We start from the raw sequence: 21,410 nt of genomic DNA, 5'->3' as shown, positions 1-21,410 counted from the left end.
GAGCTGTGGGTTGCCGGCCAGCGGCCGGCACTACCATTGCCGGCAGGCGGCCGTCGGGGCTCAGCCGCGCAGGGTGGCGCCGCCGTCGACGTACAGATCGCTCATCGCCACGTGCCCGGCCTGCTCGGAGAGCAGGAACATCACCGAGTGCGCGATGTCCTCGGGGGTGGCCAGCTTGCGCAGTGGAATGCCGGCCTTGTAGGTCTCCAGGTTACCGGCGATTACCCGCTCGGCACCACGCTCGTCCTGCCACATGCCGGTCTGCATCGGGGTCAACGTGGACCCCGGGGCGACGATGTTGCAGCGGATGCCCAGCGGCGCCAGTTCCAACCCGAGGCAGCGGGTGAACATCGTGGCGGCGGCCTTGGACGCGGCATACGCCGCCATGCCATGCCGCGGCACACCGGCCGCATTCGAGCTGACGGTAACCATCGCGCCCTGCCCGCGCGGCGACATCACCCGCGCCAGGGCACGCCCGACATGGAACACGCCGTCGGTGTTCACCGCGAACACCCGGCGCCAGTCGTCATCGCCGGTCTCGGTCACGCCGCCCACATGCAGCACACCGGCCACGCTGACGGCAAGCATGATTGGCCCGATGCTGGATTCGACCTGGTCCACCAAGGCGTCCACGGCGGCACTGTCGGTCACGTCGAGCGCAAAGGTGTGCACACGCACGTCTGCCGTAACAGAGGCCTCGCGATCGGTCGCCACCACGGTGCAGCCGGCCTCGGCCAACAACCGTACCAGTGCCTCGCCGATGCCGCCGGCGGCACCGGTCACCAACGCCACGCGGCCTTCAAAACCGGTCAACTGCATGTTGCGATCTCCTGTTGCTCGTCCCATTGGCGCAACCGCGCCGACAACCACGGCGCCAGCTGCGCCACCGCATCGCGGCCGGTCAGCTCGGCGTGCAGGAACGGCAGTTCCAGCGCCTGCACCTTGCGCGCGTGGGTCCGCCACAACGCCGACTGCAGCTGCGGCCGCGCGTGGTGATCCCGGCCCGCGCGGACGTGCACCAGCGTGCCGTCGAACGGTTGGTGGATGTGTTCGCGGATCAATCGATTGGTGCCGGTCACCGCGCGCACCACGCCATCGAGCACCACATCCGGCAAGCTGCCGAGTGCACTGCCACCACGCCGCAGGAACGCGAGAATGCGTTCACGGCTGTCCAGTTCCGGATGCGCATCCGGGTCATGACCGGCAATCGCCAGCAGTGCCCGCAATGCACCGATGGCATCGGGTTCCGGCTCGGCCCGCCAGCACTCGCTGGGATAAGCGTCCAGCAGCACCAGCTCGCCAACCTCGCGCCCGATCTCGTGGAGGCGCACCGCCATCGCCTGGGCGAGGATGCCACCCACCGACCAGCCCAGCAGATGCACCGGCCCCTTCGGCTGCAGTGCGACCACGCGCTGTACGTAGTCGTTGGCCATCGCCTCGATGCTGCTTGGCAGCGGCAGCCGCGCGTCCAGTGCCGGCGACTGCAGGCCATACACCGGGCGTGCCGGCTGCAGTGCACGGGCCAGGGTGCGGTAGTTCCAGGCGATGCCACCGGCCGGGTGCGGCACGAACAGCGGCGTGGGCCCGGCAGCGTCGGTCGCGGCCAGCGCGATCACTGGCCCCAGTGCGTGATCGGCCAGCGCGGGCGGCTCGGCAATTCGAACCGCCAGCGCGGCCACGGTGGGCTGCGCGAACAAGGCACCCAGACCCAGATCGCAGCGCCAGCGCTGCTCGATGGCCAGCAGCAGGTGCACCGCCGAAAGCGAGTCACCGCCGAGACTGAAGAAGTCCGCATCCACCGCCACCGGCGCCTCACGCCCAAGCGCCTGGGCGAACAGCAACGCCAGCTCCTGTTCCAATGGCGTGCGCGGCGCCAAGCCGGCAACTTCAAGTTGCGGTGGCTTCGGCAACGCGTTGCGGTCGAGCTTGCCGTTGGCGGTCACCGGCCAGTGGTCCACGCCGACAAACGCCGAGGGAACCATGTAGTCCGGCACACGCGTGGCGAGGTGGCTGCGCAGCATTACGGCATCGGCAAGCGCGGTTGGCACATAGGCCACCAGCCGGGCGTCGCCGGGCGCATCCTGGCGCAGCAGCACTTCCACGCGCTCCATGCCAGGCAGTTCGCGCAGTGCCGCCTCGATTTCGCCCAGTTCGATACGCAGGCCGCGCAGTTTCACCTGGTGGTCGCTGCGGCCCAGGTACTCCACCGCACCATCGCGGCGCCAGCGTGCTACGTCGCCGGTGCGGTAGATGCGCTCGCCCGCCAGGAAGGGATCGGCCAGGAAGCGTTCGGCGGTCAGGTCATCGCGACCGAGATAGCCACGTGCCAGTTGCACCCCCCCCAGGTACAGGTCACCGGCCACGCCTACCGGCACCGGCTGCATCCGCGCGTCCAGCACGTACAGGCGGGTGTTCCAGACCGGGAATCCGATCGGCACCGGCCGCGAGCGATCCTGCGCCGACGCCGGCCAGTAGCTGACATCCACCGCGGCCTCGGTCGGGCCGTACAGGTTGTGCAGCTCTGCGTGCACGTGCGTGTGGAAACGGTCGCGCAATGAGGCGTCCAGCGCCTCACCGCTGGTGAACACCCGGCGCAGCTGCAGCCCTGCCGAAGCCGGCGCAGCGAGGAAGGCATCGAGCATCGACGGCACGAAATGCGCCGTGGTGATCCCATGCCCACGGATCAAGCGCGCCAGTTCGGTGGGATCGCGATGCGCGTCAGGCCCAGCGACCATCAGGGTGGCCCCACACAGCAGCGGCAGGAAGAACTCCCAGACCGAGACATCGAAGGTGGCCGGGGTCTTCTGCAGCACGCGGTCATCGGCGCGAATGCCGTAGTGCTCGCGCATCCACAGCAGGCGGTTGACGATGGCACGGTGTTCGATGACCACGCCCTTGGGCTCGCCGGTGGAACCGGAGGTATAGATCACATAGGCCGCATCGCTGGGCGCCGGATCGGCCCACGGCGCGGCGAAGCTCAGCGCGGTCCACTGCTCCGGCGCGAGCACCGGTACGCCGGCCATGCGCGCCGAATCCTCGGCCGCAGCCAGTACGCACACCGGCTGTGCCGAGGCGAAAATACGTGCCAGCCGCTCATCGGGATGGGCAAGGTCCAGCGGAAGATAGGCCGCGCCTGCGCGCAGTACCGCGACCAGCGCGATCACCAGCTCCAGCGAGCGCGGCAATGCCACCGCCACCACGCTGCCCGGGCCGACATCCATCGCCCGCAGCTGCGCCGCCAGCGCGAAACTGCGCGCTTCCAGCGTTGCGTAGTCCAGCGTAGTGTCGCCGAACACCAGCGCAGGCGCGTGCGGATCCCGATCCATGCCCTGCTGCAGCAGCTCGACCAGGGTCGTCTCCGACAGCGCGTGCGCGGTGGCATTGAATTCCTGCAGCACCTGCTGCGCCTCCTCGGGCGTCGCCAGGGGCACGGCTGCGATATCGTCAGCCTGCAGCGCCGCCGATACGAAATGCAGCAGCCGCGCCGCGTGCGCCTCGACATCCTCGCGACTGTACAGCGCGGGATTGGCCTCGATCTCCAGATCCAGCAGCGCCTGGCCATCGCCACGGAAGCCCAGCGTCAGGTCATCCACCGGCCCGGTGCACAGCACCTCCAGCGTCGCCTGCACGTCGGCCAGCGTCAGCGCCTTGTAGAACGGCTGCACATTCACCAGCGGACCGTGCAGGCGCTGCTGCGCGCCGACCAGGCCCAGGTCCCGGCGCAGCTGCTCACCGCGGTAACGGCCGTGCTTGCGACCCTGGCTGAGCTGCCGGCCCAGGCCGCGGGTGAAGGCCTCCACGCTGCCCTCGCCGGCCGCCACGCGCAGCGGCAACACATTCATCACCATCGCCGGCACCCGCGCCGACGCGTTGCCGAGCCGCCCCATGTAGGGCACGCCCAGCACCACTTCATCGGCCGCGCTCATCCGCCGCAGGTACTCGGCCGACAACGCGGCCAGCACATCCGGCCAGGGCTGCAGCCAACGCACAGAGGCCTGCAGCAGCTGCTCACGGAAGGCCGCATCGAGCGGCTGCACCCAGCGCAGCGCGTCGTCACTGGCCGCGAGCGTGCCGGCCAGGCCCACGCCTGCCGGTGCGCCCTGCATGTGCTCACGCCACCACTGCCCGGCCAGCGCGCGGCGCGGATCGGCACGATAAGCGGCATCATCGGCCAGCACGCCCGCCAGCCCCGGCAGTGGCTCACCCATGCGGCCGGCGTACAACGCGCACACGCGATCGGTGAACAGCGCCATGCCATAGCCATCAGCCGCCAGATGATGCACCCGCAGGTACCAGACCCAGCGCTGCCCGCCCAGCTCAAGCAGCATCTGTTGGCTGATCCGGTCGCGGGCGGGGTCGACCGGGCTCAGCCGGTCGGCGTGCATCAGGCTGCGTGCCGCAGCGGCAGCATCCGCTTCGGCGGAAACATCACGCACCGAGAGCAGCGGCACGTGTGCCGGGTCGTACCACTGCAGCGGCTGGCCATCGGCCCCTTCGGCAAAGCGCAGCGCAAAGGCCTGGGCTTCGAACGCAGCCTGGTCTGCCGCTGCAACGAACGCGGTCACGTCCAGCGGGCCATCGATCCACACCGCGTGCGCGGTATTGAATGACGGATTGTCCGGCGCCAGCCGCTGTGCAAACCACAGTCCGGTCTGGGCCTCGGTCAATGCCACCGGCGTGGCCAGCGCAGCGGCGTTCATGCGTTCTGCGCGGCCTGCAGCGTCTGCACCACGTTCCACCACTGGCGCAGCGTGGTGTGTTCGGCCAGCTGCGAGAACTCAATCGGCAGGCCGGTGTTGCCCCAGGCCAGGACCAGGCCGAGCATGCGCATCGAGTCCAGGTCCAGGTCGATCAGGTTGTCGTCGTCACCGATCTCGGCAGGCGTACATTCCAGAACGCGCGCCACGTCGGCACGCATCCGCTCCAGATCCAGCATCTCAGCGGTGGCAGCCATCACAGCACCTCCAGCAACTGGTCGGTGGTCATCGGCACCCCGCTGGTGCGCGCGATCCAGTGCAGCGCCTGATCGTGATCGGCGCGCGAGAAGTCCGCCACGGCATCGGCGGCAATGAAGGCCTCGATATCACGCTGGAACGCCTCGACCACGGTCGCCGTGCAGCCGATATGGGCGTACACGCCGGTCGCCAGCAGCTGGTCGCGCCCGCGCGCCCGCATCAGCGTCTCCAGGTTGCTGCGCTGGAACGCGCTGTAACGGTGCTTCACCAGCACGTTCTCGCCCGGCTGCGGTGCCAGCGCCTCGATGATCGGTTCATGGTCGGCGCTGCGGCGCATGCCCGGTCCCCACAGGTCGGCCTGCAGGCCACGGTCACGGCGGTCCTGGTCGCCATGCTGGGCCGTGTAGAACACCGGAATGCCGTGCGCGCGGCAATGCGCCAGCAGGCGTGCGATGTTGTCCACGGCCGGCCGCAGCGGTGCGTTGCCGGCGTCGAACGCAGCCAGGAAGTAGCGCTGCATGTCGTGTACCAGCAGCGCGACGCGATCGCGCTGCGGGCGCCACGGGCCGCGTGCCTGTGGCAGCTCGGCGGCAGTCGGCAAGGGGTAATCGGTGATACGGGGCAGCGCCATCAGCGCGTTCCTCCTGTCTGTTGCAGATGACGCGCGCGCAGTTGCGCGCGCAGTTCGCGGCGGCTGATCTTGCCGACCGCGGTGGTATCGAAACTGTCGACGAACACGACCTGGTCGGGCACCTTGAACGCCGCCAGGCCGCGCCCGCGCATCCAGGACTTCAGCGCCGGCGCCTTGAACGGCTCGCCCTGCGCAATCACGAACGCACAGCTGCGCTCGCCCAGATACTCATCGGGAATGGAGACCACGGCGGCATCGAACACGCCCGGATGTGCCAGCAAGTGGTCTTCGATCTCCTCGGCGGAGATCTTTTCGCCGGCACGGTTGATGTGGTCACCGGCGCGGCCCTGCACCACCAGGTAGCCTCCGGGCAGCTGCTGCACACGGTCACCGGTACGATAGAAGCCGTCATCGGTGAACGAGCGCGCATTGGCCACCGCGTCGTTGTGGTAGCCGCGGATGGTGTACGGGCCACGGGTGAGCAGATGCCCCACCTCGCCTTCGGCCACCGGCTGGTCATGGTCATCGACCACGCGCACTTCATCATCCGGACTGATCGGCCGGCCCTGGCAGGCCACGATCAGCTCCTCCGGGTCATCCAGCCGTGTGTAGTTGACCAGGCCTTCGGCCATGCCGAACACCTGCTGCAGCGTGCAGCCAAGACCATCAATCACCCGCCGTGCAGCTTCCGGCACCAGTTTGGCGCCGCCTACCTGCAGTACCTGCAGGCTGGACAGGTCATGCTTGCTCGTAGCCGCGGCCTGCGCCCACAGCAGCGCCAGCGGCGGCACCAGGCCGCAGCAGGTCACCTGCTCGCGGGCGATCAGCGGGAAGGCCGCATCCGGCCCGGAGCCGGGACTGAGCACCACGCGGGCACCGGCATACAGCGCGCCGAAGAAGCCCGGCGAACTCATCGGGAAATTGTGCGCGGCCGGCAGCGCGACCAGATAGACGCTGTCGCGGTCGATGCCGCAGAGGTCATTGCTGGCACGGAACGAGTAAATGTAGTCGTCGTGGGTACGCGGAATCAGCTTGGACAGCCCGGTGCTGCCTCCGGAAATCTGCAGGAACGCCACCGACTGCGGGTCCGGATCGGCCGGCAGCTGGCTGCGATCGCCCTGCAGTGCCTCCAGCGCGACGAACTCCGCCGCATCGCCGTCGATCACCACATGGCGAACGGCCGGCACTTCGGCCTGCAGCGCCCGCGCCAATCCGCGATGATCGAAGCCATCGTGCAGTGTGGTGGTGATGTAGGCACTGGCTTCAGCCTTGTTGGCGAAGTGCACCAGCTCGGTGATGCGGTGCGCCGGCAGCGCGTACACCGGCACCAGGCCGGCGCGGAACAGGCCACAGACCGTGGTGATGAAGCCTGCCGTGTTGCCCAGCTGCACCAGCACCCGTTCGCCGGGCTGCAGACCGAGCGCCAGCAGGCCGGCACCGATCCGTCCGGCCTCATGCCACAGCTGCGCGTAGCTCAGGCGTACGTCGCCGGCGACCACCGCGATGTCGTCGGCATAGCGTTCTGCACATTCGCGCAGGAACGCCGGGAAGGTCTCGCCACGCCAATGACCGGCTTCGCGATAGCGCGCCACCAGCGTGTCGGGCCACACCTGCTGCAGCGGCAGGCGGGAAGAGTCAGTGGAGGTACTCATGCGGCAGGCTCGATGGCGGGCGCGGATTCATGGACACCCAGCGCGTTCAACAGGGCAGCGAACTTCGCTGCGGTTTCGGCCACCTCGGCCTCGGGGTGTGACTCGGCGACGATGCCGGCACCGGCATACAGGCGCAGCTGCGTGCCCTGCAGGCGCGCGCAGCGGATCGCCACGTACCAGTCGCCGTCACCCTGCGCGTCCAACCAGCCCACGGCACCGGCGTAGAAGCCGCGCGGCACCGGTTCCAGCTCGCGGATGCGCTGCAGCGCCGCCAACCGTGGCGTACCGCAGACTGCCGGCGTGGGGTGCAGCTGCGCCAGCAGTTCGGCGGCAGACGCCTGCGGATCCTTCAGGGTGGCGTGGATGCGGGTGCCCAGGTGCCACATGCTGGCGGTGGCATGCAGCACCGGGCGCGGCTGCGCATCGATGTGGCTGCAGTACGGTGCCAAGCCCTCGACGATGGCTTCGACCACGTGGCGGTGCTCGTCGTGGTCCTTGGTCGAGGCCAGCAGCGCCTGCGCCGCACGCTCGTCCTCGGCGGCATCGGCGCTGCGCCGCGCGGAACCGGCCAGCGGATGCGACAACAGCTCGGCGCCGCGCTTGCGCAGCAGCAGTTCCGGCGTCGCCCCCACCAGCCAGGCCGGTGCCTGGCCCAGCTCCACCGGCAACGGCACCGCGTAGGTCGCCACCGACGGATCTGCGCCCAGGCGTGCCAGCAGCACGTCCGGAGACAGCGCCTGGCGGGTGCGTGCCAGCAGGCTGCGCGCCAGCACCACCTTCTGGAGGTTCAGTTCGGGCGCGCGCAGTACCTGCACCGCCGCGGCAACCGCTGACGCATAGTCCTGCGGCGCAGGCTCGGCCTTCAGGGAACCGTCCAGCGGCGGTGCGGCCTGCGGCTGCAGTGCCAGTGCCGGCAGCAGGCGCTCGGGCTGGAATAGCGCATCGTCCGCACGCGGTTCGAACGGCACTGCGCCAACCAGCAGGCCCGGGCCGCCACGCTGCCGGGCAAAGAACGCCGAGACGCGTTCTGCCAATGTCGCCAGTGCACCGGCCGGCAGCGTGGCGCGGCAGCCGCGTGCATGCACGTGCTGGCCGGCATGCTGCAGCAGGAACAGCGACGCGCCGTCGGTGCTGTCCAGTGACGCTGGCGCAGCCTCCGGCCACGCGCCCTGCATCAGGGAATCGTTCATGGGGTCTCCTTCGTCCGATGCGCTGCAGCCAGCGCGCACAGCAACAGCAGCAGCGCACCGACCAGCAGGTAAGGCAGGCTCGGCCCGCCGCGATACAACAGCGTGCCGAGCATCGGCCCGGCCACCATGCCCAGCCCCTGCGCGGCAGCGACGGTGCCGGCGGCGGCGCCCTGCTCGTGCGCCTCCACCGCATCGGCGGCCAGCGCCTGGAACGAGGGGAATACGAAGCCCATGCCAAACGCGGCCAACGCGTACGCCGCCGGCAACTGCCAGCCCTGCTGCACGCCCGCCACCGAAGCAAAGCCAATGCCGGAAATCAGGGCGCCAAGGACGATCCAACGGCGTGGATGTACCTCCAGCTTCATCACCAGCGCCTGCGCCAGGATCAGGCCGACACCGACCGCGGTAAGTGCGATGCCGGCCATGCGTGCACCGGCCGCCGCATCCAGGCCCAGGCGATCAATCGCGAAGAAGCCGACCGTGACCTGCGCGATGGTCACCGAGACCATCGCGATGAACGCTGCCAGCTGCGGCAGGCGCAGGCGCGCGTCGAGACGGCTCATCGGCGTGCGGCGCTGTGCGGACGCGCCCACCACCGGTGGTGTAGCCGGCAGCCGCCAGGCCAGCAATGCCAGTGCCAGCAACGGCAGCAACGCGGCCACGTACAGCGCCAGCGAAAGATTGGTATAGGCCAGCCAGCCGGCAGCGGCCGGACCCAGTACCATGCCCAGCGCGTTGGCACTGCCCAGCCGGGCGAGGAAACTGGCGCGCTGCCCGGTCGGTGCCTTGTCGGCAATCAGCGCAGCGGCCGTGGGCGGCACGGCCGCGTAGAACAGCCCGATCAAGCCGCGCGCGCCGACCAGCACCAGCACCGACACCAGTACCGGCGGCACCGCCTGCAGGGCGACGTCGATGAACACCGCCAGTGCGATGTAGACCGCCGTATAGGCACTCATCGCCAGGATCAGCACGCGCTTGCGCCCAATGTGGTCGCTGAGCTGGCCCCAGGGGCGCGCGGCCAGCATCCACAACACGCCTGCGGCGGTGACCGACAGGCCGGCATGCCACTCGGACAAGCCGAGCATGCGGACCACCGGGCCGATCACGGCGACGAAGGACATCATCGCCATGGTGCCGATCAGGGCAGCCAACACCAGCGCCGGCAAGCCGGGAACGACGGGACGTGCGTGCATGGAACACCAGCCGTAACAGGAAAGGATGGCCGGGCACGCCTGCGCACCCCGCCCGGCACCGGCCCTGCTCAGGACCGGACGCCACCCTTAAATGATAACGGCTCGTATTTGCATTTGATACCCATTCTCTTGAATGGGCGCGCAACAGTGGGTTCAGCGCATTGCATGCAGGCCGAGCAGGCCACGGCGCTTGAACCACCACTCCAGCGGCAGCGTCACCAGCGGCGGGATGGCTGCCAGCAGCGCCAGCGCACTGGCCCACCACGGCCAGCGCAGGCGCACCGCCGCGAACAGGGTGACTGCCACATAGACCAGGAAGGCCACGCCGTGCAGCGGCCCGAACAGCTTCACCAGCGCCACGTTGGCCATCGGGCCGTACTTCATCCACATGCCGATGAGCAGGCCGGCCCAGGTCACGGCCTCGATGAAAGCGACCGCGGCGAACAGACGTCCGGTCGGGTGCATGGGGGAATGTTGGGTCACGTGGGGCTCCGGCATCGGGGTATCAAATGCGAATGATACGCAGATGCGAACCCCATGTAGAGTCGAGCCGTGCGCGACTGCTGGAGCGTGCCCACCGAGGTGGACAGCTACCGGAGCGTGTGTGGCAGAACGTGCTCCCCGATCTCACGCAGCACCGCGTCCATCGGCCGCCCGTTGTCGACCAGGTTGAACATCACGTGCGCCACGCCCTGCGCATGCACGCGCAGCAGGTAATCACGCAGGCCATCGCGGCCGACCTTCAGCCCCAGCGGCAGCGGCTCGGCTGGCGCCTGCGGATCGGCCTGCAGGTCCAGCAGCATCGACTGCACGAACGGCTTGGCTGGCCCACCACGCTGCACCAGCGCCTGCTGCCACAGGCCGATGCGTCCTTCCTGCGCGGCCTCCTCGCGGTGATAGGTGGCCCAGCCTTCGGCCTCGCGCGCGATCCACTGCAGGCTCTGCCGCGCGGTACCCACCACCAGCATCGGGATGCGGGTGGCCGGCGCCGGCAGCACGTCGAAGCCGCCCGTCGCCTGCAGTACGGCGGTCCGCTCATCGGCCTCCGGTGACAGCGCCGCGCGCAACAAGGTCCAGCGCGCACGGAACGTCGCCGCCCTGCCCTCCAGATCCTCGCCGAATGCGGCGAACTCTTCCGGTCGGTCACCCGAACCCAGGCCCAGCACGAAGCGCCCGCCGCTGATCCGGTCCAGGCTCAAGGCCGACTTCGCCACCTGCAGCGGCTGCCGCAATGGCAGCACGATGGCCGCGCTGCCGACCACGATGCGTCCGGTCGCGGCAGCCAGCATGCCCAGCCACAGAAACGGATCATCCAGCGCGCTTGCTGTCGCGTCCGGACCCTGCGGCACCATCAGTGGTACATCACGCGTCCACAATGCGGCAAAGCCCAGATCATCGGCCAGTCGCGCAATGCGCCGCGCCTCATTCGGATCGGCCAGTCCATGCGCGGCGACAGGCGTCATCAAGCCCAGGCTCAGGCCCTGTTGCGGAAACAAGGCAGCGTAAGCAGGATTGAAATCACTCATGCCGCCAGCTTAGCGTGCAGGCCTGCGGCAACGATGACGCGCCGCCCACTACCGGAAGAACACTGCATGCCGACGATCCGCCCTGCCCACGTCGATGACCTGCCTGCGATCAGCGCGGTGTGCCTGGCCGCGTTCACTGCGGCGGTCGCGCCTTCGCTCAGCGCGGCCGGCATCGCCACCTTCGGCAGTGTCGCCGCTGCCGAAGCGTTCGGCGCGCGCCTGCGCGGTGACAACCACATCCTGGTGGCCGAGCAGGACGGCCGTGTCATCGGCGTGATCGAACTGAAGGAGGGTCGGCATCTTGCGATGCTGTTCGTCGATCCCGCCTGCCAGGGCCAGGGCATCGGCCATGCTTTGTTCGAGGCGGTGCTTCCACAGGTGCGCGAGCCGGTCCTGACCGTGCGCGCCTCGCTCAATGCAGTACCGACCTACCTGCGCTATGGCTTTGCGCTGGACGGTGACGTCGGCGAGTTCAATGGGTTGGTGTATCAGCAGATGGTGCGGGCAGCGGCCTGAAGGCATCCGCCCGGCGTTGCCCGGCAATGCCCGGTGGGCGTCATGCCCTGCAGCACGCCCGTCATGAGCAAACTGAATCAGCGGGCTCCCCGGCGGTTCCTACAATGGCCTGTCACCCTGCCCTTCGAGATGCTGCCGATGCGCGTCGCGCTTTCCGTGTTGCTGCTGGCTTCGGCGCTGAGCGCCTGCACCCCGGCCCCGGTTTCCACCGCCAACTCCGCTGAGGCACCCGCGCCGGCGTCCGCCATCGCCTGGCGCCAGGGCGATGTGGACGATGCCTTCGCCGAAGCCGCCGACAGCGGCAAGCCGGTGCTGCTGTACTGGGGCGCGGTCTGGTGCCCACCGTGCAACCAGCTCAAGGCGGGCCTGTTCAAGGACCCGGCCTTCATCGCGCTGACCAGCAAATTCGTGCCCGTCTATCTGGATGGCGACGAAGAAGGTGCGCAGGCCTGGGGCGAACGCTTCGGCGTACGCGGCTATCCGACCCTGATCGTGCTGGACCCACAGCGCAACGAAATCACCCGCGTGGCCGGCGGCAACGACGCCGCCGAACTGACCCGGGCACTGACCGTTGCCGCAGGCCGCCGCAGTGCTGTTGCCGCCACCTTGGCCACCGCGCTGGCGACGCCGGACCGCCTGGCCGCCGAAGACTGGCAGGTACTGGGCGACTACGGTTGGGAAGTGGACGCCAACCGCCTCGCCGGCGAGCGCAAGAGCCAGGACGTACTGCGCCAGTTGTCCAAGGCGGCACCGGATGCCGCCCTGCAGCGTCGCTTCGCTCTGCTTGCCTTGGCAACCGCCGAAAAGCCCGATGCCTCGCCCACCGAAGTACGCGAGCTGCTGCAGGCGGTGCTGGCGCAACCGGCGGAAGTGCGCCGCAACCGGGAGCTGCTGGGCTATGCGGGCGTGCAACTGGTCAAGCAGGCCAGTGCCGGGCCGGCCACCAGCAACACGCTGGGACAGCAGCTGCTGGTCGCACTGGAGCGCGCAGATGCCGAGCGCGGTGATCGCGCCGACGACGCGTTGTCGCGTGCGCTGACCGAAGTATCGCTGGCCCGCCAGCAGCAGCCGAAGGGTGCACTGCCCGCGGCCCTGGTTGATCGGGTCAAGCAGCGCGTGGCCTCTGCCGATGCCGCCGCCACCGATGCGCATGCGCGCCAGGCCACGATCAGCAGCGCGGTCCATGCGCTGCGCGAGGTTGGCGACGACGCCGGTGCCGAGGCGCTGTTGCTGGCCGAGCTGAAGCGCAGCGAACAGCCGTATTACTACATGCCCGAGCTGGCCGAACTGGCCGAGCAGCGCGGCGATACCGCCGGTGCACTGGAGTGGTTGAAGCGCGCCTACGACGGTGCACAGGGCCCGGCCACCCGCGTGCAGTGGGGCGTGCTGTACGTGGAAGGGTTGCTGAAGCTGGCACCGGACGACGCACCGCGCATCGAGCAGGCCACCGCCTCACTGATCGCCGAACTGGAAGCGCAGCCGTCGGGCTACCACCAGCGCACCCGCCAGCGCTTCGAGCGCCTGGCCGGGCAGTTGAAGGCGTGGAGCGGCAAGCACCAGGGTGCGGAGACGCTGGCGCGGCTGCAGCAGCGGATGCAGCAGGCGTGCGGCGAACAGGTTGATGGTGCGTGCAAGGACTGGTTGAGTTGAGTTGATGAAAGCGCTGGCGGCTGGTTCGCCTGCCGGCGCTTTTGTTGATATCGGTTATGGCGGGGGAAGGGGCTGGCCGGGACACGCCGTAAACCCATCCATGGGGGCTCGATGGCGCCATCCATGGCGCCAACGGTCCCGGCCAGCCCATTCCCCCGCCATCGGACGGTTTCCTGCGAGCGCGGGCAGCACATCAGCGCGCCGGTGAGGTTCGAAAAGCGGGTTCTGGTAGTGCCGGCCGCTGGCCGGCAACCCTACCTTGCCCGCATGCCGGCCAGCGGCCGGCACTACCATGCCGCTCCTGCTCCTGCCTTTGACTCCGTCTCCGCGCAAGCGTACGGAGCTGTCCTGCAGGGGCTGATGGGTCAGCGCAGGACCGTTGGCGCCATGGATGGCGCCATCGAGCCCCCATGGATGGGTTCACGGCGTGTCCTGCGCTGACCCATCAGCCCCTGCCTACCAGAAAGAAACAAAGCGATGAACGCGCACGCATTTCAATCCCGCCCCTTGACCTCAACCAATGTTGAGGTGCGATAACGATCTCCCCACGGCCAGCCCTCTGGCCTTCCCCACGGAGATTGCTTCGATGTCGTACTCGCTTCCCCCGCTCCCCTACGCCTACGACGCCCTCGAGCCGCATTTCGATGCGCGCACGATGGAGATCCACCACAGCAAGCACCACCAGACCTACGTCAACAATCTCAACGCCGCCATCGAGCAGTCCGGCATCGCCGAGCAGCCGGTCGAGGCGCTGATCGCCAACCTGGATGCCGTGCCCGAGGCCCAGCGTGGCGCGGTCCGCAACAACGGCGGTGGCCACGCCAACCACAGCCTGTTCTGGACCGTACTCAGCACCCACGGTGGTGCACCCGATGGTGAGCTGGCCGCCGCCATCGACCGCGATCTTGGCGGCTTCGATGCCTTCAAGGACGCCTTCACCAAGGCGGCGCAGACCCGCTTCGGCAGCGGCTGGGCCTGGCTGACCAGCGATCGCGATGGCCGCCTGCAGGTGGAAAGCAGCGCCAACCAGGACAGCCCGTTGATGGGTGCAGCCGTGGGCCTGTCGGGCAACACCCCGATCCTCGCACTGGATGTCTGGGAACACGCCTACTACCTGCACTACCAGAACCGTCGCCCGGACTACATCGGTGCGTTCTTCAACATCATCAACTGGGCCGAGGTCGGCCGGCGCTACCGCCAGGCCAGGGCCTCATGAGCGGCGAGACACTGCCGTACGCCGGGCCGTGGGCGGGGGTGTTCCCCGCCCCGGCCCCGGTGCCGTCGGTCGAGATGCCGCCGCGCGCACTGCGGCGGCTGCTCGGCCACTTTCCTACCGGCGTGGCCATCGTCTGCGCACGCGATGCGCAGGGCAAGCCCATCGGCCTGACCATCAATTCGTTCGTGCCGGTGTCATTGCAGCCGCCGCTGGTGCTGTGGAACCTGGCATTGCACGCGCAGAGCCTGTCCACCTTCCAGCGCGCCACCCGCTTTGCGATCAGCGTGCTGGCGGCCGACCAGGAAGCGCTGGCCCGGCGCTTTGCCGATCCGCAGGTACGCAACCGCTTCGACGGCCTGGCATTGCTGGATGACGATGAGGACGCCCCACCGCGCATCGCCGGTGCGGTCGCCCATCTCACCTGTACCCGCCACGCACAGTGGCCGGTGGGTGATCACCTGCTGCTGGCCGGCCGCATCATCGAAGTGCACGAGAACGGCGGCGCGCCGCTGCTGTTCCATCGCGGCCGCTTCCAGCCCGGCCCAGCCGAGCTGCTGGTGGAGGTGCGCTGATGAACATTGAAGCTCTGGAATGCATGCTTGCCGCCGGCAAGGACGGCGCGCTGCTGCGCTTCGGCCTGGGCAAGGGCTGGCTGGATGCCGGCAACCCGGTGCGCGCGGCCACCCATCTGGGCCGTTGCGTGGTGCTTGATCCGCAGTACTCGGCGGCCTGGAAGCTCCTGGGCAAGGCCTGGCTGGCCAGTGGCCAGCCGCAGGCGGCGCGCGAAGCATGGCAACGCGGCCTGAGCGTGGCCGGCAGCAAGGGCGACCAGCAGGCACGCAAGGAAATGCAGGTGTTCCTGCGACGCCTGGACCGCGAGCAGGCGGACCTGGCGAAAGCGGGCTGAGTCGATCAGCCCGCGTTGGCCGATGCCGGTGCGGACATGATGTCCGACATCGGCAGGCGGCGCGGCTTGCTCGGGAACGCGTGACGCAGGATGCGCCAGACCACCTGGCCGAACTGGCGCGGCAGCGAGCCGTTGTTGTAGTGCTGGCCGTAGCGGCGGCAGATGTCCTTCACTTCCTTGGCGATGGCCGCATAGCGGTTGGCCGGCAGGTCCGGGTAGAAGTGGTGCTCGATCTGGTGGCTGAGGTTGCCCGACAGCACGTTGATCAGGAAGCCGCCGCTGATGTTGGACGAACCCCGCAGCTGGCGCAGGTACCAGTGGCCGCGCGATTCATTGCGCAGGCATTCCTTCGGGAAGGTTTCCGATTCGGCGGTGAAGTGGCCGCAGAAGATGATCACGTAGGTCCAGATGTTGCGCAGGCCGTTGGCGACCAGGTTGCCCAGCATCACGGTGAGGAAGAACGGGCCGGCCAACAGCGGGAAGAACACGTAGTCCTTCAGCACCTGGCGGGCCATTTTCCGCGCCACCGGGCGGGTCTGCATCCACATCGCACGGCCGCTGATGCGGCCCTTCAGCCAACGGCCCAGGCGCAGGTCCTGCGCGGCCACGCCCCACTGGAACAGCAGCGCGAAGATCGGTGCGATGATCGGCTGCAGCAGGTAGAACGGCTTCCAGCGCTGTTCCGGGAAGATGCGTAGCAGGCCGTAGCCGATGTCATCGTCCATGCCACGCACGTTGGTGTAGGTGTGGTGGCGGAAATTGTGGGTCTTGCGCCAGTTGTCGGCGGTGGCAACGATGTCCCACTCATAGGTGTTGCCGTTGAGCTTGGGGTCGCCGGTCCAGTCGAACTGGCCGTGCATGACGTTGTGGCCCAGCTCCATGTTCTCCAGGATCTTTGACAGCGCCAGCAGCAGCGTGCCGGTGATCGCAGCCGGCCACAGCAGCGGCATCCAGAACAGTGGCGAGAACGCCGCCAGGAACAGCAGGCCACGGCCGCCCACGCCGAACCAGCGCACGGCGGCGGCAACGCGGCGGATATAGCGGGTGTCGGAGGCGCCGAGGCTGCCGATCACACGGTCGCGGATCGCGTCGAGTTCCTCACCGAAGGCATGCATCTCGGCAGTACTCAGGGCACGGTCGGTAGCGCGGGTCATGGCAGGCGTCCTCAGAGATCCAAAGTCAGGTCGGTGGTCGGTGCGCTCACGCAGATCCGCACCGGCTGTGCCGATTCGGACTGCAGGTCGCCAGTGCGCAGATGGCGGGTGGCGCCACTGACGCGATCACAGGTGCAGGTATTGCAGATGCCCATGCGGCAACCATGCTTGGGCTTGATGCCATGGGCTTCCAGGCTTTCCAGCAGCGAGCGGCCACGCGGCACGCTCAGCTGGCGGCCACTGCGCGCGAGCGTCAGCGACACCTCGCCTTCGCTGCTGGCATCGCGCAGCGGCGCCGGCGGGGTGAAGGCTTCGGCCTGGAAGCCAGCCACCTGGTGCGCCAGGCGCTCACGCGCGGCAGCAACGAAGCCGTCCGGGCCGCAGGCCAGCACATGGCGCTGCGCCAGCGGCGTGTCATCGCCGGCCACCTGCAGATCATGGGTATCGATTCGCGCGGCCGGCGCCTCACCCTCGCGGGTGGTCAGCAGGTGCACGCGCAGGTTCGGATGGGCCGCGGCCAGCGCCTGCAGTTCATCACGGAACTGCAGATGGGCGGCGGTGCGCTCCCAGTAGAACAGGTCCACCGGCGCTGCCAGCGGGCGCTGGCAGGCGTCGCGCAACAGGCTGCGCATCGGCGTGATGCCACTGCCAGCCGCCAGCAGCAGCACCGGCGCCGCGGCCGGCATATGGAACTCGCCGAAGGCGGCATCGAGGCGGAACAGTTCGCCCGGCTGCGCGTGGTTGACCAGATGCTGGCTGACCCGGCCGCCGTCGATCGCCTTGACGGTGATCGCCAGCTCGCGCCGACCCAGCGCGGTGGGGCTGTAGCTGCGCTGCCACAGGCGTCCTTCAATCTCGACGCCGATGGTGACGTGCTGGCCGGCACGCATGCCGGCCCAGTGCCGGTTGGTGCGCAGGATCAGGGTCGCCGCGCCCTCGCCGGCCGGCTCACGCCGGACCAGGCTGGCCACCGGCTCACGCAGGGTCCACAGGGGATTGAGCTGGCCCGCCCAGAAATCGAACAGCGACGGCGAGACCCAGCGGTACGGAGAGAACAGGGACGGACGGACGACAGCGCTCATGAGCGAACTATACGGGCGCACATACACCTGTGTATACATGTGTATATTGAACCGGATTGGGTATGATTCAGCCTCGCCCCACCGGAACCCCCATGGCCGCCGCCACCGCCTTGTCGACGCCCGAAGATGCCAACAGCCCGGCCCGCCGTACGGTGAGCCGCGAGGATCTGCTGGCCGCCGCCCTGAAACTGATCGGGCCGCACCGCAGCCTGTCGACGCTCAGCCTGCGCGAAGTGGCACGTGAGGCCGGCATCGCGCCGAACAGCTTCTACCGTCAGTTCCGCGACATGGATGAACTGGCCGTGGCGCTGATCGACGCCGCCGGCCGCTCGCTGCGCACCATCATCGGCGAGGCCCGCCAGCGCGCCACCTCCACCGCCACCAGCGTGGTGCGCGTTTCCGTGGAGACCTTCATGGAGCAGCTGCGCGCCGACGACAAGCTGCTGCACGTGCTGCTGCGCGAAGGCGCGGTCGGCTCGGACGACTTCAAGCACGCGGTCGAACGCGAACTGCACTACTTCGAGGAAGAGCTGCAGCACGACCTGGTGCGTCTGGCCGCACTGGATGGCGCCGTACTGCATGCCCCGGAACTGGTGGCCAAGGCCATCACCCGGCTGGTGTTCGCGATGGGCGCCACCGCCATGGACCTGCCGCCGGAGAAGGATCCGGAGCTGGTCGAACAGATCTCCACGATGATCCGCATGATCATCGTCGGCGCCCGCACCCCCGCCGCGTTCCGCCGCGGCTGATCAATCTCTCCCTGGGCCGGATCCCTTTCCGCAGGAAAGGGCCCTGCCCCGCACACCCCGACTCCAGCCTCCCACACGGCACCGCCGTGCCGGTGAACTGCGGGCGCCATCACAGATCTGTGTCGCAAATGCGCAGGTTGGACATCCTGCACGCGCCATTCACTGCGCTCTCACGCACGCTGAATTATTCAGACCCGCGCTCCATTCAGTTTGGTGAGTTATTGAACGACGTTTGAATCCGGCAAGTGCCGCTGCAGTCGTTTCAGATTAATTGCATGGCCCAGGCAAGACCCGATCCGCACAGTGCCGCCTCCGGCCCTGCGGATGCAGGTCCCACCCCAATGAGCTTCAAGGAGAAACACCCATGCGCATGATGCAGTTCACGCCGATGCTTGCTTCCACTCCCCCGGTGCGCTCACGACTTGGCCTGGCCGTAGTCGCCTCCTTGCTCTTCAGTGCCGCAGGCGTAACCGGCGCAGCAACCGTCAACCCCGGGCAGACAGTAACTGTCACGCCTGGCAGCACGCTGGAAGGTGAGGCCTTCTCCGTCAATGGTGGAGCGCTGATCGTCCAGAACGCCAGAACTTCCACGATCACCGGTCGCTACGCGGGCAGCGCCCCTGCTTCCATCGCGCTGCAGGACGCCACGGTCACCGGCGGAGGCATAAACAGCCTGGTCAACAGCAACGCCGTCATCCAGGACTCGAATATTGACGGCCGTATCACGCTGTCCACGACTGTGGGCGCTTCTGCGCTTCCACGCTCTCACGTGTCGTTGATTCGAAGCACCGTTGCCGGATCCGGAGGCATCTCTTTCGCCGCATCGGCGGGTGGTCGCCTCGATAGCGAAGCCACCCTGTTCAACAATCGAATTCTCGTCACCGGCGCCACGGTCAATCTCAACGCCGGGACGTCCGTCAAAGGGGATACCAACGGCATCTCCGTCAATTACAACGGTGATACAAGATTTGCGGAGAACTTCAGCGAGTGGGGACTGACAATCGATGGATCCTCGGTCGCCGGAACCGCAGGGAGTGCGATCCTCGTCACCCGCGGTAGCGGTGACGAGACCGTACGCATCACCGCTCAGAACGGCGCCACGCTCACGGGCGGCAACGGCGTAATGATCGAAGCGCGCGACAACGCCCTGCTCGACTTCACCGCCCGCACCTCCACACTCAAGGGCGATATCACCATTGCCGATACCGCCACCGCAAAGGTCAGGCTGCTTGACGGCCTCGACCTCACCGGCCGCATCCTCGGCCCGGCCGACGTCATCGTCGACCAGGGCGGCCGCTGGACACTGTCCGGCGACAGCAACACCGGCAACCTCACCCTGGGTGCAGGCAGCAACATCTTCCTCGGTGCAGCGGGCACTGCGGCCTATCCGCAGCTGACCGTCAACGGCAACTACAGCGGCAATGGCGGCACCCTGCACTTCAACACCGTGCTGGCCGGCGACGACGCAGCAAGCTCGCGCGTGCATGTCACCGGCGATACCAGCGGCACCACCCAGGTCACCGTCAACAACATTGCCGGTGCTGGCGCACAGACCGTCAACGGTATTCCGCTGGTGCAGGTGGACGGTGCCAGCAATGGCCACCTCGCGCTGCAGGGCCGCGCCATCGGTGGCATGTACGAGTATTTCCTGCGCAAGGGCACTCCGGGCGCGACCAACGGCAACTGGTACCTGACGTCGGCCTACACCGGCAATCCGTGCGATATCAATCCGTCGCTGCCGGAGTGCCAGGGCACTGGTCCGGTGGATCCGGTCGATCCTGTGGACCCGGTCGATCCGGTGGACCCGGTCAATCCCGTCGATCCGGTCCCCGTGCTGCGTCCGGAGCCGGGCGCGTACCTGGCCAATCAGGCCGCGGCCGTGCAGATGTTCCAGCTGCGCCGCCATGACCGCGGCGAGCCCGGTTTCGACCGCGCCCGCATCGGCACCTGGGTGCGCGCCGGGCGTGACCAGCTGCAGGCCAACGTGGCCGGCCAGGTCGATGCCCGTACCCACATCAACACCCTGCAGCTGGGCAGCGATGTCTGGCGCTGGGGCGATGGCCGTGGCCAGGTCGGCGTGATGCTCGGCACCGGCGACGCGACCACACAGGCGGTGTCGACGCTGAGCGGTTATGGCACCCGCGGCAAGGTCAAGGGCAAGTCGGCCGGTGTCTACCTGGGCTGGGTGCAGGATGCACAGAGCAGTGCCGGCCTGTATGTGGACGGCTGGCTGCAGGCGGCGCGCTTCGACAACGAAGTGCAGGGCGAAGGCATCGCCCGTGAAACCTACGACTCCAGGACCCGCAGTGCATCGCTGGAAGCCGGTTATGCCTGGGCCATCCGCAGCAGTGAGGCCAGCACGCTGTACCTGCAGCCGCAGGCGCAGCTGACCTGGACCGACTACGACGGCGACAGTCTGGTTGAAAACAATGGCACCACGGTCGAAGACGGTCGCGGCGGCGGCCTCAACAGCCGCCTCGGCGTACGCCTGTTTGGCCAGGGCACGCTGCAGGGCAACCGCGTGCAGCCGTTCCTGGCGGCGAACTGGCTGCGCGGGCAGCGCGATGAGGCCATGCGCTTCAACAGTGAGTCGTTGAGCGCGAAGACGCCGGAGAACCGCTACGAAGTGCAGGCCGGTGCCCAGCTGCAGCTGGGCCAGCGTTGGAGCGCATGGGGTGACCTGCGTGTGCAGCGCGGCGACAGCGGCTACCGCAACCATGGTGCTCAGGTGGGTCTGCGCGCCGCCTGGTAAGGCCAACGCCGCCCCGGGCCCAGGCCCGGGGCGGCGTTCCTCAACTCCCCTCGCACCCTGCCGGGCATGACATCCGGCAGGGTTCTGGCGCTTACTTGTACTGTTATAACATCGTCGTCCGCGATGTTCTGATCCCGCTTTCGGCTTCGTGATTGCACGGACTTATTTATATAGCCGTTGCTATATCTATAACCCTCTGCTTTCATATGCGTCAGCCAGGTCGCCCTCGCCGCCTTT

Annotated in this window: 18 protein-coding genes; 7 read left to right on the top strand and 11 right to left on the bottom strand. The window is 68.2% G+C overall.

The window, feature by feature from the left end:
• Positions 1-60 precede the first annotated feature (60 nt).
• From AC5P9N_RS04910 to AC5P9N_RS04870, 9 genes are all read right to left on the bottom strand, one after another.
• Positions 61-819, bottom strand: coding sequence for a 2,3-dihydro-2,3-dihydroxybenzoate dehydrogenase (locus tag AC5P9N_RS04910; protein ID WP_099484252.1), 759 nt, complete (start codon positions 817-819; stop codon positions 61-63).
• On the bottom strand, positions 810-4,700 hold the full coding sequence (locus tag AC5P9N_RS04905; protein ID WP_099484253.1) for an enterobactin synthase subunit F: 3,891 nt from the start codon (positions 4,698-4,700) through the stop codon (positions 810-812). The genes AC5P9N_RS04910 and AC5P9N_RS04905 overlap by 10 nt, the downstream gene beginning before the upstream one ends.
• Complete coding sequence (locus AC5P9N_RS04900; protein ID WP_005409947.1) at positions 4,697-4,954, bottom strand: phosphopantetheine-binding protein; 258 nt, start codon at positions 4,952-4,954, stop codon at positions 4,697-4,699. Before AC5P9N_RS04900 ends, AC5P9N_RS04905 begins: the two co-directional genes overlap by 4 nt.
• Entirely contained in the window at positions 4,954-5,586 is a 633-nt protein-coding gene (locus AC5P9N_RS04895; RefSeq protein ID WP_099484254.1) for an isochorismatase family protein, read from the bottom strand. Before AC5P9N_RS04895 ends, AC5P9N_RS04900 begins: the two co-directional genes overlap by 1 nt.
• Positions 5,586-7,238 (bottom strand): (2,3-dihydroxybenzoyl)adenylate synthase, encoded by a 1,653-nt coding sequence (locus AC5P9N_RS04890; protein ID WP_099484255.1) that lies wholly within the window; start codon positions 7,236-7,238, stop codon positions 5,586-5,588. Before AC5P9N_RS04890 ends, AC5P9N_RS04895 begins: the two co-directional genes overlap by 1 nt.
• A complete protein-coding gene (locus AC5P9N_RS04885) occupies positions 7,235-8,428 on the bottom strand; it encodes an isochorismate synthase (RefSeq protein WP_099484256.1) in 1,194 nt (397 codons plus the stop codon). The genes AC5P9N_RS04890 and AC5P9N_RS04885 overlap by 4 nt, the downstream gene beginning before the upstream one ends.
• On the bottom strand, positions 8,425-9,621 hold the full coding sequence (locus tag AC5P9N_RS04880) for an MFS transporter (RefSeq protein ID WP_062606205.1): 1,197 nt from the start codon (positions 9,619-9,621) through the stop codon (positions 8,425-8,427). Before AC5P9N_RS04880 ends, AC5P9N_RS04885 begins: the two co-directional genes overlap by 4 nt.
• 153 nt (positions 9,622-9,774) lie before the next feature.
• The gene (locus AC5P9N_RS04875) at positions 9,775-10,086 is read right to left on the bottom strand and encodes a DUF3817 domain-containing protein (protein WP_005413704.1); all 312 of its coding nucleotides are present in this window, start codon (positions 10,084-10,086) and stop codon (positions 9,775-9,777) included.
• 125 nt (positions 10,087-10,211) lie between these two features.
• Positions 10,212-11,147 carry a TIGR03571 family LLM class oxidoreductase gene (locus tag AC5P9N_RS04870; RefSeq protein ID WP_099484257.1) on the bottom strand — a complete coding sequence of 312 codons (936 nt, stop codon included), beginning with the start codon at positions 11,145-11,147 and terminating at the stop codon, positions 10,212-10,214.
• Between the two features lie 66 nt (positions 11,148-11,213).
• Here AC5P9N_RS04870 and AC5P9N_RS04865 point away from each other — a divergent pair, with 66 nt between their 5' ends.
• The 5 genes from AC5P9N_RS04865 (at position 11,214) to AC5P9N_RS04845 (ending at position 15,436) form a co-directional block, all read left to right on the top strand.
• Positions 11,214-11,663: a GNAT family N-acetyltransferase gene (locus AC5P9N_RS04865; protein WP_099484258.1), complete on the top strand. Its 450-nt coding sequence runs from the start codon at positions 11,214-11,216 to the stop codon at positions 11,661-11,663.
• Positions 11,664-11,792: 129 nt separating this feature from the next.
• On the top strand, positions 11,793-13,313 hold the full coding sequence (locus AC5P9N_RS04860) for a thioredoxin family protein (protein ID WP_099484259.1): 1,521 nt from the start codon (positions 11,793-11,795) through the stop codon (positions 13,311-13,313).
• A 586-nt stretch (positions 13,314-13,899) separates the two neighbouring features.
• The gene (locus AC5P9N_RS04855) at positions 13,900-14,529 is read left to right on the top strand and encodes a superoxide dismutase (RefSeq protein WP_049470596.1); all 630 of its coding nucleotides are present in this window, start codon (positions 13,900-13,902) and stop codon (positions 14,527-14,529) included.
• On the top strand, positions 14,526-15,101 hold the full coding sequence (locus tag AC5P9N_RS04850; protein ID WP_033833194.1) for a flavin reductase family protein: 576 nt from the start codon (positions 14,526-14,528) through the stop codon (positions 15,099-15,101). Before AC5P9N_RS04855 ends, AC5P9N_RS04850 begins: the two co-directional genes overlap by 4 nt.
• On the top strand, positions 15,101-15,436 hold the full coding sequence (locus AC5P9N_RS04845) for a tetratricopeptide repeat protein (RefSeq protein ID WP_005409958.1): 336 nt from the start codon (positions 15,101-15,103) through the stop codon (positions 15,434-15,436). Before AC5P9N_RS04850 ends, AC5P9N_RS04845 begins: the two co-directional genes overlap by 1 nt.
• A gap of 5 nt (positions 15,437-15,441) precedes the next feature.
• On the opposite strand, the gene AC5P9N_RS04840 is transcribed toward AC5P9N_RS04845, so the two are convergent.
• Complete coding sequence (locus AC5P9N_RS04840; protein ID WP_024957648.1) at positions 15,442-16,590, bottom strand: fatty acid desaturase family protein; 1,149 nt, start codon at positions 16,588-16,590, stop codon at positions 15,442-15,444.
• A gap of 11 nt (positions 16,591-16,601) precedes the next feature.
• On the bottom strand, positions 16,602-17,672 hold the full coding sequence (locus tag AC5P9N_RS04835) for a ferredoxin reductase (protein ID WP_180863587.1): 1,071 nt from the start codon (positions 17,670-17,672) through the stop codon (positions 16,602-16,604).
• 92 nt (positions 17,673-17,764) lie between these two features.
• Here AC5P9N_RS04835 and fabR point away from each other — a divergent pair, with 92 nt between their 5' ends.
• Together fabR and AC5P9N_RS04825 are read left to right on the top strand one after the other, a co-directional pair.
• Positions 17,765-18,421, top strand: a complete 657-nt coding sequence (gene fabR, locus AC5P9N_RS04830) for an HTH-type transcriptional repressor FabR (RefSeq protein ID WP_005409961.1) — start codon at positions 17,765-17,767, stop codon at positions 18,419-18,421.
• 364 nt (positions 18,422-18,785) lie between these two features.
• Positions 18,786-21,173: an autotransporter family protein gene (locus tag AC5P9N_RS04825; protein ID WP_180863586.1), complete on the top strand. Its 2,388-nt coding sequence runs from the start codon at positions 18,786-18,788 to the stop codon at positions 21,171-21,173.
• The last annotated feature ends 237 nt before the right edge of the window (positions 21,174-21,410 follow it).

This window comes from Stenotrophomonas sp. YJH_SMC_6, from assembly GCF_059371335.1.
This window is presented reverse-complemented; position numbering and strand designations above follow the sequence as displayed.

What these genes read in the sequence shown, in the direction of transcription:
- AC5P9N_RS04885 (WP_099484256.1), bottom strand. Translation starts at nt 8,428, where the DNA reads ATGAACGATTCCCTGATGCAGGGCGCGTGGCCGGAGGCTGCGCCAGCG.
- AC5P9N_RS04825 (WP_180863586.1), top strand. Translation starts at nt 18,786, where the DNA reads ATGCGCATGATGCAGTTCACGCCGATGCTTGCTTCCACTCCCCCGGTG.
- AC5P9N_RS04845 (WP_005409958.1), top strand. Translation starts at nt 15,101, where the DNA reads ATGAACATTGAAGCTCTGGAATGCATGCTTGCCGCCGGCAAGGACGGC.
- AC5P9N_RS04880 (WP_062606205.1), bottom strand. Translation starts at nt 9,621, where the DNA reads ATGCACGCACGTCCCGTCGTTCCCGGCTTGCCGGCGCTGGTGTTGGCT.
- AC5P9N_RS04835 (WP_180863587.1), bottom strand. Translation starts at nt 17,672, where the DNA reads ATGAGCGCTGTCGTCCGTCCGTCCCTGTTCTCTCCGTACCGCTGGGTC.
- AC5P9N_RS04865 (WP_099484258.1), top strand. Translation starts at nt 11,214, where the DNA reads ATGCCGACGATCCGCCCTGCCCACGTCGATGACCTGCCTGCGATCAGC.
- AC5P9N_RS04840 (WP_024957648.1), bottom strand. Translation starts at nt 16,590, where the DNA reads ATGACCCGCGCTACCGACCGTGCCCTGAGTACTGCCGAGATGCATGCC.
- fabR (WP_005409961.1), top strand. Translation starts at nt 17,765, where the DNA reads ATGGCCGCCGCCACCGCCTTGTCGACGCCCGAAGATGCCAACAGCCCG.
- AC5P9N_RS04910 (WP_099484252.1), bottom strand. Translation starts at nt 819, where the DNA reads ATGCAGTTGACCGGTTTTGAAGGCCGCGTGGCGTTGGTGACCGGTGCC.
- AC5P9N_RS04890 (WP_099484255.1), bottom strand. Translation starts at nt 7,238, where the DNA reads ATGAGTACCTCCACTGACTCTTCCCGCCTGCCGCTGCAGCAGGTGTGG.
- AC5P9N_RS04870 (WP_099484257.1), bottom strand. Translation starts at nt 11,147, where the DNA reads ATGAGTGATTTCAATCCTGCTTACGCTGCCTTGTTTCCGCAACAGGGC.
- AC5P9N_RS04895 (WP_099484254.1), bottom strand. Translation starts at nt 5,586, where the DNA reads ATGGCGCTGCCCCGTATCACCGATTACCCCTTGCCGACTGCCGCCGAG.
- AC5P9N_RS04855 (WP_049470596.1), top strand. Translation starts at nt 13,900, where the DNA reads ATGTCGTACTCGCTTCCCCCGCTCCCCTACGCCTACGACGCCCTCGAG.
- AC5P9N_RS04875 (WP_005413704.1), bottom strand. Translation starts at nt 10,086, where the DNA reads ATGCACCCGACCGGACGTCTGTTCGCCGCGGTCGCTTTCATCGAGGCC.
- AC5P9N_RS04850 (WP_033833194.1), top strand. Translation starts at nt 14,526, where the DNA reads ATGAGCGGCGAGACACTGCCGTACGCCGGGCCGTGGGCGGGGGTGTTC.
- AC5P9N_RS04900 (WP_005409947.1), bottom strand. Translation starts at nt 4,954, where the DNA reads ATGGCTGCCACCGCTGAGATGCTGGATCTGGAGCGGATGCGTGCCGAC.
- AC5P9N_RS04860 (WP_099484259.1), top strand. Translation starts at nt 11,793, where the DNA reads ATGCTGCCGATGCGCGTCGCGCTTTCCGTGTTGCTGCTGGCTTCGGCG.
- AC5P9N_RS04905 (WP_099484253.1), bottom strand. Translation starts at nt 4,700, where the DNA reads ATGAACGCCGCTGCGCTGGCCACGCCGGTGGCATTGACCGAGGCCCAG.